This window comes from Desertibaculum subflavum, from assembly GCA_003576705.1.
In the GTDB taxonomy this organism is placed as follows: domain Bacteria; phylum Pseudomonadota; class Alphaproteobacteria; order Ferrovibrionales; family Ferrovibrionaceae; genus Desertibaculum; species Desertibaculum subflavum.
In genome coordinates, this window is the sequence record QOZS01000090.1 from 1 (window position 1) to 12,605 (window position 12,605).

A 12,605-nucleotide genomic window follows, 5' to 3' on the forward strand; every position below is an offset into this window, starting at 1 on the left:
GCGGTCGCGCGGGCTGCCATCGCGCTGCCGCGGGCGGCGAGCCAGTCGCGGAACACGGTCGCCACGCCGGGCGCACGGCCCGGCAGCGCCGGCGGCGGCGCCGCCGCCAGCAGGCGGCGCAGATAGAGCGGGCCGCCGGCCTTCGGCCCGGTGCCGGAGAGGCCGTGACCGCCGAACGGCTGCACGCCGACCACGGCGCCGATTATGTTGCGGTTGACGTAGATATTGCCGGCGGCGATCCGCGCCGCGACATGGGCGATGGTCTCGTCGATCCGGCTGTGCAGGCCGAAGGTGAGGCCGAAGCCCTTGGCGTTGATCCGGTCGATCAGGTCGTCGAGCCCGTCGCGGCGATAGCGCAGCACGTGCAGGACCGGGCCGAACACCTCGGCCGCCAGATCGCCGGCCTGCGCGATCTCGATCACGGTGGGCGCCACGTAGAAGCCGCGCGCCACCTCGGGCGGCAGGTCGAGCGCGTGGACCGGGAAGCCCCTGGCCCGCATCGCCGCGACATGCGCGGCGATCGCTTGCGCCGCCTGGGCCGTGATCACCGGGCCGATATCGGTGGCGAGCCGGTCGGGCCGGCCGAGTGCGAGCTCCGCCATGGCGCCCTTCAGCATGGCGAGCACGCGGTCGGCGATCTCCTCCTGCAGACAGAGCAGGCGAAGCGCCGAGCAGCGCTGGCCGGCGGAATCGAAGGCCGAGCTCAGCACATCGGCGACCACCTGCTCCGGCAGGGCGGATGAATCGACGATCATCGCGTTGATGCCGCCGGTCTCGGCGATCAGCGGCACCGGCTGGCCGTCCGGGTTCAGGCGCTGCGCCAGCTGCTGCTGGATCAGCTTGGCGACCTCGGTCGAGCCGGTGAAGACGACGCCCTGGACGCGCGGATCGGCGACCAGCGCGGCGCCGACTTTGCCGTCACCCGGCAGCAGCAGCAGCGCGCCGGGCGGCACGCCGACTTCGCGCAGCAGCGCGACTGCGCGGGTGGCGATCAGCGGCGTCTCCTCGGCGGGCTTGGCCAACACGACATTGCCGGCGGCCAGCGCGGCGGCAACCTGGCCGAGGAAGATGGCGAGCGGGAAATTCCACGGGCTGATGCAGGCGATGGGGCCGAGCGGGCGATGGGTGTCGTTGGCGAAACTCTCGATGCCCGCGGCGTAGTAGCGCAGGAAGTCGACCGCCTCGCGCAGCTCGCCGATGGCATTGGGTAGCGTGCGGCCGCCTTCGCGCGCGATCAGGCCGAGCCAGTGCGGCATCTCGCGCTCCAGCAGATCGGCGGCGCGGTGCAGGCAGGCGGCGCGGTCGGCGGGCGGCGTCGCCTGCCAGGCGGGCGCGGCTTCGACGGCGTGGCCGATCGCGGCAGCAACCACCTCGGGCGTCGCGTCCACCACGGTGCCGACGCAATCCATACGGTCGGCAGGGCTGAACACCTCCCTACCCTCGCCTTCGACCGTGCCAACCGCCAGCAGCGGCGCTCCGCGGTGCGTGCCCTCGGCCGGGAGAATCTCGGCCAGTTCAGCGAGGCGCTGCTCGTCGCTGAGGTCGAGGCCGGCCGAATTGCGCCGCGCGCCCAGGATGTCGCGCGGCAAGGCGATGCGCGGATGCGGCGCGCCGGAGGGCCGGATCGCCGCCGCCTGTTCCACCGGATCGGCGACCAGATCGTCGATCGGCGTCGCCGCATCGGCGATGCGGTGCACGAAGGAGGTGTTGGCGCCGTTCTCCAGCAGGCGGCGCACCAGATAGGCGAGCAGGGTCTCGTGCGTGCCGACCGGTGCATAGATGCGGCAGGGCCTGTTGAGCTTGTCCGGGCCGACCACCTCTTCGTACAAGGGCTCGCCCATGCCGTGCAGGCACTGGAACTCGTACTGCCCGGCATAGAAGCTCTGCCCGGCCATGGCGTGAATCGAGGCGAGGGTCTGGGCGTTGTGGGTGGCAAATTGCGGGAAGGCCGCGTCCGGCGCCGCGAGCAGGCGGCGGGCACAGGCGAGATAGCACACATCGGTATGCACCTTTCGGGTGAAGACCGGAAAGCCTTCGAGCCCATCGACCTGTGCGCGCTTGATCTCGCTGTCCCAATAGGCGCCCTTGACCAGACGCACCATCAGGCGGCGCGACGTGCGGCGGCCGAGATCGATCAGCCAGTCGATCACGCAGGGCGCGCGCTTCTGATAGGCCTGCACCACGAAGCCGATGCCGTTCCAGCCGGCGAGACCCGGATCGAGGCAGAGCGCCTCCAAGAGGTCGAGCGAGATCTCCAGCCGGTCCGCTTCCTCGGCATCGATGTTGAGGCCGATATCGTAGCGCTGGGCGAGCAAGGTCAGCGCCTTCAGGCGCGGCAGCAATTCCGCCTCGACGCGGCCGAGCTGGGCGCGGCTGTAGCGCGGGTGCAGCGCCGACAGCTTTACCGAGATGCCAGGGCCTTCGTAGATGCCGCGCCCGCCCGACGCCTTGCCGATGGCGTGGATCGCGTCCTCGTAGGCGGCGAAGTAGCGGTCGGCATCGGTGGCGTTCATCGCCGCCTCGCCCAGCATGTCGTAGGAATAGCGGAAGCCCCTCGCCTCCAGCCGGCGGTTGTTCGCCATCGCCGCCTCGATGGTCTGGCCGGAGACGAATTGCTCGCCCATCAGCCGCATGGCGATGTCGACGCCCTTGCGGATCAAGGGCTCGCCGCCCCTGGCGATCAGGCGGGTCAGCGCGGCGGAGAGGCCGCTGCCGCTCGCCGTCGCGGCGAGCCGGCCGGTGACGAGCAGGCCCCAGGTCGCGGCGTTGACGAACAGCGACGGCGAATGGCCGAGATGCGCCTCCCAGTCGCCGCTGCCGGTCTTGTCGCGGATCAGCGCGTCCCGCGTCGCATCGTCCGGGATGCGGAGCAGCGCCTCGGCCAGGCACATCAGCGCCACGCCCTCCTGGCTGGAGAGCGAATATTCGTGGATCAGCGCCTCGACACCGCCCCGCTCCGCCTTGGCGCGGAGCGCCTCGGCAAGGTGGCGGGCGAGCTGTTTCGCCGCCGCGGCGGCCGGCGCCGGCAACCGCGCCTCGGCCAGGAGGGGTTGCACGCATTCCGGCTCCGGCCGGCGATAGGCCGACGTGATGGCGGCACGCAGCGGCGCCTGCCGCATGGCGGCCGCGAATTCGACGAAGGGTGCGGGGTCATCCATGGCGCCGGGCCCCCATGTTCCGGCGCGGGGTATGATTGAGAAGCCCTCTCTGCCCCTCAGGGGCGGAGTGGGTTTGGGAGAGGTAGGGCGCGCCGTAGCTCGACGAGAATGGGCAATGCGCAGCGCGTCCGCGCTCGTGCATGACCTCGAACCGCATCCTCCCCACCTCACCCAACCCTCTCCCCCCTCTTCGAGGGCGGAGAGGGCTTGCTGTGCGCTGCCCGGTCATAGTGCTCTACGACATCGGATTGGCCGGCGGCATTGCGCCGCCGGGCAGCGGCACGAATTCCTGGTTGTCGAGATCGGGCAGCTTCATGCGGCCGGCGCTCCAGTCCGCGACCGCCTGGGCGATGCGGTCCTTCGACGACGAGACGAAGTTCCACTCGATGAAGCGGGGGCCCAGCGGCTCGCCGCCGAGCAGCATCACCGTCGCCGGCGTCACTGCGGTCAACGTGACCGCGGCACCGGGCGTGAAGACCAGCATGCGGCCGGCCTCGAAACGCTCAGCCCCGGCTTCGACCGCCCCGGAAACGACATACGCGGCACGCTCCGGATACTCGGCCGGCAGGGCCGCGCGGGCGCCCTGCCGCATCGTCCAATGCAGGTAGAACATCGGCGAATGGGTCCGAACCTTGGACCGGAGGCCGAAGGCGGTTCCGGCCAGCACGCGGCCCAGCACGCCCTCCGCTTCGTAGACCGGCAGACTTTCGCCGCCGTGGTGGAAGAAGGCGGGATCGGCCTCCTCATGCTCGGCCGGCAGCGCGACCCAGGCCTGGATGCCGTGCATCGGGCCGCCTTCGGCGCGGGCGCGCTCGAAGCGCTCGGAATGGGTGATGCCGCGGCCCGCCACCATCCAGTTGACCGCGCCGGGCCGGATCGCCTGCTCGGAGCCGACGCTGTCGCGGTGCATGATCTCGCCGTCGAACAGATAGGTCACGGTGGCGAGCCCGATATGGGGATGCGGGCGGACATCGACCTCGCGCGGCAGGCCGCGGGGAAAATCGACCGGGCCCATATGGTCGAAGAAGACGAAGGGGCCGACCATGCGCCGCTTGGCGACCGGCAGCACGCGCCCGACCTCGAAGCCGCCGAGATCGCGGCGGCGCTGATCGATCACCATATCGAGCATCGATGCCTCCTAGGCTGCGGCGTCGGCGCGGCGCGTCACGATGTCGATCTTCGAGGTCAGGGTGCGGTGCACCGGGCATTTGTCGGCGATCTCCATCAGGCGGGCCTTCTGCTCCTCCGATAGCGGGCCGAACAGAGTGACAACGCGCTCGATGCGGTCGAGTTTCGCGCCCTTCTCGCAGGTCGCGCAATCCTCGGCATAGACCTTGGCGTGGGTCAGCCGCACCTCGACATTCTGCAGCGGCCACTTCTTCTGGTCGGCATACATCTTCAATGTCATCGACGTGCAGGCGCCGAGCGACATCAGCAGCAGCTCGTAGGGTCCCGGCCCGATATCGTTGCCGCCGACCGCGGCCGGCTCGTCGGCGCGCAGCCGGTGCCGGCCGTCCATCAGCACCTGCTCGAACCGACCGCCGCCGGTCGACGCCACCAGCACGGTCTTCGGCGGCAAAGCCGCCTGCAGCGCCGACCAATGCGCCTCGGTGTCGATCGAGCTCATCGCCCGCCCTCCTTCGCATACGTGATGGACGCCATCGCACCTCAGCCGGGCCTGCATGGCAAGCCCGGTTGGGCTACACTTTGGCGACGGAGGAATGCCCAATGAGATTCAGCTTCAGCGACGAGCAGGAGGAGTTTCGCCTCGTGCTGCGGCGCTTCCTGGCCGGCAAGTCGCCCACCACGGAAGTGCGCCGCCAGATGGCGACCGAGCAGGGCTTCGACCGCGAGGCCTGGCGCAAGCTCAACCAGGAGATGGGCCTGACCGCCGTCCACATTCCCGAGACCTATGGCGGCCAGGGCTTCGGCGATGTCGAGCTGGGCATCGTGATGGAAGAGGCGGGCCGTGCCCTCGTCTGCGCGCCACTTCTCGCCTCCGTGCTCGCAGCCACAGCGATCCTGCACGGCGCAAACGAGGAGCAGAAGCGCCGGCTGCTGCCGGCGATCGCCACCGGCGACAAGATCGCCACCTTCGCCTTCACCGAGGCGAACGGGCGCTGGGATGCGGGCGGCGTCGCCATGACCGCAACGCCCGCCGGCGGGAAGTTCCGCCTGGACGGAACCAAGAGCTTCGTGCTGGACGGCTGTGCCGCCGATCTTATCGTCGTCGCGGCGCGCAAGCCGGGCACGAACGGCGACGACGGCCTGTCGCTGTTCGCGGTGCCCAGCGATGCGAAGGAGCTGGAGCGCAAGCCGCTGCAAGTGCTCGACCCGACCCGCAAGCTCGCCCGCCTCACCTTCAATGGCGTGGAGGCGGAGCTGATCGGCGAGGAAGGCAAGGCGGCGGCGGCCTTCGCGCGCACGCTTACGCTCGCGACGGTGTATCTGGCGAGCGAGATGGTCGGCGGCGCCGAGCGGCTGCGCGAGGACGCGCTCGCCTATGCCAAGATGCGCATGCAGTTCGGCCGGCCGATTGCCGCCTTCCAGTCGATGAAGCACAAGCAGGCCGACATGCTTGTGGAGGTCGAGCTGGCCAAGTCCGCCGCCTACTACGCCGCGGCCGCGGCGGCGGAGGGCGACGACGACCTGCCGGCGCTCGCCTCCCTCGCCAAGGCCGCCGCGTCGGATGCCTATATGCAGACGGCGATCCACGCCATCCAGATCCATGGCGGCATCGGCTTCACCTTCGACAACGACACCCATCTCTGGTTCAAGCGCGCCAAGGCTTCCGAGGTGTTCCTCGGCGACGCGCATCATCACCGCGAGCTGATGATGCGGCACTGGAACGTGTGACGGAGGAGACGAGCATGAGCGAACGCACCGAAGCCTCCGTCCGCGCCGAAGTGCGCGCCTGGCTGGAAGCGAACTGGAACGCCGAGCTGAGCCTGGTCGAATGGCGCGGCAAGCTCGCCGATGCCGGCTGGGGCATGCCGACCTGGCCGAAGAAATGGCACGGGCAGGACCTGCCGCAGGCGCTGGCGCCGGTGGTGGAAGAGGAGTTCAAGCGGATCGGCGCGGTCGGCACCGCCAAGGCCGGCATCCGCCTGCTGGCGGCCGCCACCATCCTGGACCACGGCACCGACATGCATAAGGAGAAGTTCCTGCGCCGCATCCTGACCGGCGAGGACACCTGGTGCCAGCTGTTCTCCGAGCCCGGCTCCGGCTCCGACCTCGCCGGCGCGATGACGCGGGCGGAGATGCGCGGCAACAAATGGGTGGTCAACGGCCAGAAGGTGTGGACCACCAGCGCGCACAAGGCGGATTGGGGCCTGCTGCTCGCCCGCACCGACTGGGACGCGCCGAAGCACCAGGGCCTCAGCTATTTCATCCTGGACATGCGCCAGCCGGGCGTGGTGGCGCAGCCGCTCCGCCAAATGAACGGGCACGCCTCATTCAACCAGGTGTTCATCACCGATGCCGAGATCGCGCCCGAGTTCCAGATGGGCAAGCTCGGCGAGGGCTGGAAGGTCGCCACCACCACGCTGATGCACGAGCGGCGCAATGCCGACGGGTTGCGCAGCTGGGCGACGGGCTCGACTCGCCAGGGCCGCATCTACGACGAGGAGCGGGCCGAGATCGCGACCGTGATGGAGCCCTACAAGTGGTATCCGCAGCGCGCCGGCCGGGTCGACCTGATCGTCGAGCGCGCGAAGGCGACGGGCCGGAACACCGATCCCGTGGTGCGGCAGGAGATCGCCCGGCTGCTGACCATGTCGAAGGCGGCGGAATGGACCGCCAGGCGCGCCCGCGCGGCGCAGGAACAGGGCCGGGCGCAGGGGCCGGAAGGCTCGCTCGGCAAGCTCGTCTCCAGCCATGTGGCGCGGCAGGCGGCGCGGGTGCACACCATGATCAGCGGCGCCGATGCCATGCTGTCGGGCGAGGACGGCCCGTTGAATGGGGTGATCGCCGAGATCCTGATCTCGGTGCCGGCGACCTCGATCGCCGGCGGCACCGACGAGATCCAGCGCAACATCATCTCGGAGCGCGTGCTGGGCATGCCGAAGGAGCCGAGCTTCGACACCGGCAAGCCGTTCCGCGACGTGCCGAAGAACACGGTGGCGTGATCCGCATGTCCCGATCATACCTATCAGCGCCGCGGTAAAGCCCTCTCTGCCCCTCAGGGGCGGAGAGGGTTTGGGAGAGGTGGGGCGTGCCGCCCCTCAACGGAATCGTCAATGCGCAACGCATCGGCGTTCGCGCGCGTCCGGCAACCGCATCCTCCCCACCTCACCCAACCCTCTCCGCCCAACAAGTTGGGCGGAGAGGGCTCTTATGAAGTGCCCTCCCCCCACGACCGTCAGGAATGGATGCTTCAGGCGGCCGAGGCGGCGCGGCCGTTGCGGGGTTGCATGCGGTCGGCGGGGAAGGCCACGGTGACACTGGTGCCTTCGCCGAGCCGGCTTTCCAGCGCGACGGTGCCGCCATGCAGCTCCATTAGCGCCTTGACCAGCGGCAGGCCGAGGCCGGTGCCGGCGTGCTGGCGGCTGAGCGAGCTGTCGACCTGGCTGAACGGCTCGAACACCTTCTCCAGATGTTCGGCCGCGATGCCGATGCCGGTGTCGCTGACCGTCACGCGGCAGCGCCCCGCTTCGTCGAGCGCGACGATCACCTGGATCCGCCCGCCATCCGCGGTGAACTTCACCGCGTTGGACAGGAGATTGAGCAGCACCTGCTTCAGCTTGCGCTCGTCGGCGCGGAGCGGCGGCAGGTCGGCGGCGATGCCGATATCGAGCGCGAGGTTGCCCTCCGCGACGCGATGATTGACCAGGCGGCAGACGGCGCCCAGCGCCTGACGCAGGTCGACCACGTGCTCGGACAGTTCGAGCTTGCCGGCCTCGGCCTTCGAGAGGTCGAGAATGTCGTTGATCAGGGCCAGCAGGTGCTGGCCGCTTTCGTGCACGTCCTTGATGTAGCCCTTGTACTGCTCGTTGCCGATCGGCCCCAGCGGCTCGGCGAGCACGAGCTCGGAGAAGCCGATGATGGCGTTGAGCGGCGTGCGCAATTCGTGGCTGATGGTGGCGAGGAAGCCGGATTTGGCGCGGCTCGCCGATTCCGCCGCCTCCTTCGCCTGCTGCAGCGCCGCCATGGCCTGCTGCTTGCCGGACTGGAACTCGTGCTTCTCGAAGGCGCGCTCCAGCACCGCCAGAAGCTCGCCCGGGTCGCAGGCCTTGTCGATGTAGTCATAGGCGCCGCGCCGGAGCGCCTGGACCGCCGAGCGGGTATCGACATGTGCGGTCATCATCACGCAAATCAGCTGCGGATGGCGTGCCGCGAGCTCCGCCAATAAATCGACGCCGGAGGTTCCGCCGAGCCGGATATCCAGCATAACGACGGGCGGGCCGTCATCGCCCAACGCGGCCTCGGCCTCCGCCGCGCTGCCGACGATCTCGACCGCGTAGCCATGCACTTCCAGGATATCGGCGAGCGATTCGGCGAAATCGGCATCATCGTCCACGACGAGCAGCCGGCGCGGCGCAACTGCCGGCGCCACGCTGTCGGACGGAGGAGGCTGCGGCACCAGCATGTCAGGCGGCGGTCGCCTTCGGCAGCGCCGCCATTTTCTCGAGCAGAAGGCCCGGATCGAACGGCTTGACCAGCAGGCCCTGGGTCAGCGGGCAGAGCTCCTTGGCATCCGGCCCGGCGGCATGTGCGGTGATCAAAATGGTGGGCACCAGCCGGCCTTGCTCCCGCAAGGCCAGATAGACTTCCAGGCCCGACAGCACCGGCAGCTTGAGGTCGAGCAGCAGGCAGTCGAACCCGCCGCCCTGCATCATGTCGATAGCCTCCTGCCCGGTGCGCGCCGTGCGCACGCGATAGCCCGCATCGGTCAGCAGCGCGGTGATGCTGTCGGCATAGAGCACGTCGTCATCGGCCACCAGCACGAGGCCGCGCGGCTTGGCGCCTTCCACCGCCTTCAGCAGGTCGTCGCCGCTGAACGGCTTGTGCAGCACGCCGAGCGCACCGCCCTCGACGGCCTGGCACACCAGCTGCTCGACGCTGAAGCCGGTCATCATCATGACGCGCGCATCGGGTCGGAGCTGGCGGAAGGCGAAGAAGGTCTCGACGCCGTTCTTGCCCGGCAGCTTGACGTCCATGAACACCAGGTCGAAATCCGCTTCGCGGAAGCGCTCGATGGCGTCCTCGCCGGTGAAGGCGACCTCGACCTCGTAGCCGCGCAGCTCCAGGATATCGGCCAGGCTCTCGGCATGGTCCTGGTCGTCGTCGACGATGAAAATGCGCCGGCTCATGCCGCGGCCTCCCGGATTTGTGCGAGCGGCAGCCGCACGCGGATACGCGTGCCGCACCCGACCTCGCTCTCGATGTGAATCGTGCCGCCGTGCTGCTCGACGATCTGCCGCACGGTGGGCAGCCCGAGTCCGGTGCCGAAGCTCTTGGTGCTGAACAGCGGCTCGAAGATCCGCTCCAGGTTCTCCGGCGCGATGCCGGGCCCGGTATCGGCGACCAGCAGCTCGATCCCGCCCTCCAGCGCCCGCGTCTGCAGCGTCAGGCGCTTCTCGGCGCTCGGCGATTGTGGATCGGTCATCGCCTGGGCGGCGTTGTCGATCAGGTTGATCACGACCCGGCGCAGCCGGTCGGAATCGAGACTGACCGCCGCGCCCGCAGCCTGCAGCACGAGCGTCAGCTCCACCCCGGCCGGCAGCACCTGGTCGTGCACGACGCCGTCGAGCCAGCCGTCGAAGCCATGCGTTTCGCAGTGCAGCTCCCGCGCGCGGGAGAAGTCGAGCAGATCGGCGATGATGCGATTGCAGCGCTCGATGCTGCGCTCCATGCGGCCGATCGGCCGGTCCAGGGCGACGCCCTTGGCGGCGGCGAGCTCGCGGGTCGAGAACAGCGTGTTCCTGATGGCGCTGAGGGGATTGCGTAGCTCGTGCGCGACCGTCGCCGTCAGCTGGCCGAGCGCCGACAGCCGCTCGCGCTTCACCAGCTCGCCCTGTGCGCTCTGCAGGGCGGCGGTGCGTTCCTGCACTCGCCGTTCCAACTCGTCATTGGCCTGGCTGATCAGGCGGTAGGCGGATTCGAGCTCGCCCTGCGCCCGGCGCAGCGCCTCTTCCTGCTGGCGCCGCTCGGTCACATCGCGGGCGACAATCAGAAGCATCTCACGGCCGTCCAGCATGAGGCGTTGGGCCGAGAGCGAGAATTCGCGTGACCGGCCGCCCGGCACCCGGATCGTCGTCACGATATCGCGCACATCGCCGCCCTTGCGCAGGATCTCGGCGATGCGCGGGCGGAGCGTCGGGTCGACGATCAGGCCGAGCTCCTGTGCCGTGCGGCCGATCACCTCGTCGCGCCGGAATCCGTGCACGCGGAGAAAGGTCTGGTTGACCTCCACATAGCGCGCATCGGCGAGCGTGCTCAGCGTCATCACGTCCGGGCTGGCATGGAACACGGTATGGAACAGGAGCTCGGAGCGCTTGCGGGCGCTGATATCGGCGAGTGAGGCGAGCGCCGCCGGCTCGCCGTCCCACATGATGCGCGAGGCACGGCAATCGACCCAGATGATGCTGCCGTCGGGCCGCGCGATGCGGAACTCGTAGTTGTTGGTGACACCGGTCTCGATGCGCTCCTCCGCCTGGGCACGAACCAGCTCCTGGTCGTCGGGATGCACGAAGTCAATCACGCTGGGCGACGCCATGAAGGCCTCGCGCGATGCAAGCCCGGCCAGGTCGACCATCGCCGGATTGGCATAAAGCGCCTTGCCGCGATGGATGACGATGCCCTGGATCATGCTTTCCAGCGCCTCGAGCAGCTGGCGCTGGCTGAAGCGGCCTTGAAGAGCGGCCGGGGCCGGGTCGGCACCTTCCGCTGCATGCATTCCGGGCGCCGTCGTCATGGTCAACGGGCCTCCGCCTCCTCCATCACCAGATCCGGTCGGCGCCGCGCCGGGACGTTCCGGCGCCGCTATGGCGCTGAGTACGCGCGCAGAATCAAACAACCGCTAGAATCGCAGTCGATCCTTAATGTCGGGCTAATCACGCCTGTTATTTCGCCACTTGCCGATGTCGCCCGGCCAAGCTGGTTATCGCTCGATCAAGACGAAGCGGCGCCATCGATCGTGGCGCGGACCGCCTTCCGGGCGGCCGCATATTCGGCCTTGAGGCGGCGGCACAGCTCGGCGGTGCCGAGCACCGCGTCGATATTCCCGACGCCGTGGCCGGCGGTCCAGATGTCCTTCCAGCGCTTCTTCGATTCCTGGGCCGAGACGATCTTGCCCGGCAGCGTGGTGCGGAGCTGGTCGAGGTCGACGCCGGCGGCGATCAGGCTCTTGGTCAGCCAGTTGGCCGGGGCGCCGTCGATCGAAGCGGAGAAGAAGACGTCGGTCGCCTTGGAATCGACGATCATCCGCTTGTGGCCTTCCGCCGCGCCCGCCTCCGTGGTGGCGATGAAGCGGGTGCCGAGATAGGCGAGGTCTGCGCCCATGGCCTGGGCCGCCAGCACGTCGCGCCCCGTGGTCATGCCGCCGGCCAGGACGACGATGCCGTGGTGGATGCGGCGGATCTCGTTCAGCAGGGCGAAGGGATTGATGGTGCCGGTATGGCCGCCGGCACCGCCCGCCACCGCAATGACGCCGTCGACGCCCGCCTCCAGCGCCTTTTCGGCATGGCGCTGGTTGGCGACGTCGTGCAGCACGATGCCGCCGTAATCGTGGATGCGCTTGACCGCCTCGCCCGGCGCGCCCTTGGAGCTCAGCACCACCGGCACGCGATACCGGATGCAGAGCTCGAGATCGCCCTGCATGCGCGGGTTGGAGGCATGCACCACCAGGTTGACGGCGAAGGGCGCCACTTTGGCGCCGGTCTCGCCCTCGAGTCGCCTCACGCCCTCGATGGTCTCGTTGAGCCAGGCCTCGAACTGCTCCGCGCTGCGGGTGCCATGCGCGGGATAGCTGCCCATGACGCCTTCGGCGCAGGCCGCGAGCGCCAGCGCCGGGTTCGACACCAGGAACATCGGCGCGGCGATCACCGGGATCTCCAGCCTGTCGAGCAGCTGCTGCGCATTCATCTTGTCGGCTTCCTCCGGAATCACGTCGGCTCGGCGCGGGTGACGCCGAGCGCCGCGAGCTCGCTCAGACCGGCATCGTCCAAGCCAAGTATCTCGCGAAGGACAGCGTCGGTGTGCTGGCCGAGATCCGGCGCCGGCGCGCGGATGGCCAGCGGCCGGCCATCGAAGCAATAGGGCATGCCCTTCACCAGATCGCCGTTCGCCGCATTCAGCAGGGTGTAGCCGCAAAGCGCCGTCTCGCGCAGCAGGTCCATGCCGTCGAGCACCGGCGCCACCGCCAGGCCCGCGGACGACAGCGCATCCGCCGCCGCGCGCGCCGGCCGCACCGCGCACCAGGCGGCGAGCGCCGCGCGGTCGGCCGCG

The 12,605-nt window shown here is 69.4% G+C and carries 10 protein-coding genes; 2 read left to right on the forward strand and 8 right to left on the reverse strand.

Annotated elements, in window-relative coordinates; translation table 11 throughout:
- The 3 genes from putA to DT074_RS26460 all read right to left on the reverse strand — a co-directional run.
- On the reverse strand, positions 1-3,158 hold a 3,158-nt coding region (gene putA, locus DT074_RS26450), incomplete at its 3' end, for a trifunctional transcriptional regulator/proline dehydrogenase/L-glutamate gamma-semialdehyde dehydrogenase (protein ID WP_119422850.1).
- Positions 3,159-3,393: 235 nt separating this feature from the next.
- On the reverse strand, positions 3,394-4,287 hold the full coding sequence (locus DT074_RS26455; protein WP_119422851.1) for a pirin family protein: 894 nt from the start codon (positions 4,285-4,287) through the stop codon (positions 3,394-3,396).
- A gap of 9 nt (positions 4,288-4,296) precedes the next feature.
- Positions 4,297-4,785, reverse strand: coding sequence for an OsmC family protein (locus DT074_RS26460; protein ID WP_368744928.1), 489 nt, complete (start codon positions 4,783-4,785; stop codon positions 4,297-4,299).
- Positions 4,786-4,886: 101 nt separating this feature from the next.
- Here DT074_RS26460 and DT074_RS26465 point away from each other — a divergent pair, with 101 nt between their 5' ends.
- Entirely contained in the window at positions 4,887-6,014 is a 1,128-nt protein-coding gene (locus DT074_RS26465) for an acyl-CoA dehydrogenase family protein (protein WP_119422853.1), read from the forward strand.
- Positions 6,015-6,028: 14 nt separating this feature from the next.
- Entirely contained in the window at positions 6,029-7,285 is a 1,257-nt protein-coding gene (locus DT074_RS26470) for an acyl-CoA dehydrogenase family protein (RefSeq protein WP_162915260.1), read from the forward strand.
- Positions 7,286-7,533: 248 nt separating this feature from the next.
- Here DT074_RS26470 and DT074_RS26475 read toward each other — a convergent pair whose 3' ends face one another.
- The 5 genes from DT074_RS26475 to DT074_RS26495 all read right to left on the reverse strand — a co-directional run.
- Positions 7,534-8,745: an ATP-binding response regulator gene (locus DT074_RS26475; RefSeq protein ID WP_119422855.1), complete on the reverse strand. Its 1,212-nt coding sequence runs from the start codon at positions 8,743-8,745 to the stop codon at positions 7,534-7,536.
- Between the two features lies 1 nt (position 8,746).
- Positions 8,747-9,469 carry a response regulator gene (locus DT074_RS26480; protein WP_119422856.1) on the reverse strand — a complete coding sequence of 241 codons (723 nt, stop codon included), beginning with the start codon at positions 9,467-9,469 and terminating at the stop codon, positions 8,747-8,749.
- On the reverse strand, positions 9,466-11,073 hold the full coding sequence (locus DT074_RS26485; protein ID WP_119422857.1) for a PAS domain S-box protein: 1,608 nt from the start codon (positions 11,071-11,073) through the stop codon (positions 9,466-9,468). The genes DT074_RS26480 and DT074_RS26485 overlap by 4 nt, the downstream gene beginning before the upstream one ends.
- A gap of 197 nt (positions 11,074-11,270) precedes the next feature.
- Positions 11,271-12,242 carry an NAD(P)H-dependent flavin oxidoreductase gene (locus DT074_RS26490; protein ID WP_119422858.1) on the reverse strand — a complete coding sequence of 324 codons (972 nt, stop codon included), beginning with the start codon at positions 12,240-12,242 and terminating at the stop codon, positions 11,271-11,273.
- 20 nt (positions 12,243-12,262) lie between these two features.
- The coding region (locus DT074_RS26495; protein ID WP_368744929.1) for a CoA transferase at positions 12,263-12,605 on the reverse strand (343 nt) is incomplete at its 5' end.

Bases quoted from the DNA above. Each gene is read 5' to 3' on its own strand.
- DT074_RS26455 (WP_119422851.1), bottom strand. From the start codon at position 4,287: ATGCTCGATATGGTGATCGATCAGCGCCGCCGCGATCTCGGCGGCTTC.
- DT074_RS26460 (WP_368744928.1), bottom strand. From the start codon at position 4,785: ATGAGCTCGATCGACACCGAGGCGCATTGGTCGGCGCTGCAGGCGGCT.
- DT074_RS26465 (WP_119422853.1), top strand. From the start codon at position 4,887: ATGAGATTCAGCTTCAGCGACGAGCAGGAGGAGTTTCGCCTCGTGCTG.
- DT074_RS26470 (WP_162915260.1), top strand. From the start codon at position 6,029: ATGAGCGAACGCACCGAAGCCTCCGTCCGCGCCGAAGTGCGCGCCTGG.
- DT074_RS26475 (WP_119422855.1), bottom strand. From the start codon at position 8,745: ATGCTGGTGCCGCAGCCTCCTCCGTCCGACAGCGTGGCGCCGGCAGTT.
- DT074_RS26480 (WP_119422856.1), bottom strand. From the start codon at position 9,469: ATGAGCCGGCGCATTTTCATCGTCGACGACGACCAGGACCATGCCGAG.
- DT074_RS26485 (WP_119422857.1), bottom strand. From the start codon at position 11,073: ATGACGACGGCGCCCGGAATGCATGCAGCGGAAGGTGCCGACCCGGCC.
- DT074_RS26490 (WP_119422858.1), bottom strand. From the start codon at position 12,242: ATGAATGCGCAGCAGCTGCTCGACAGGCTGGAGATCCCGGTGATCGCC.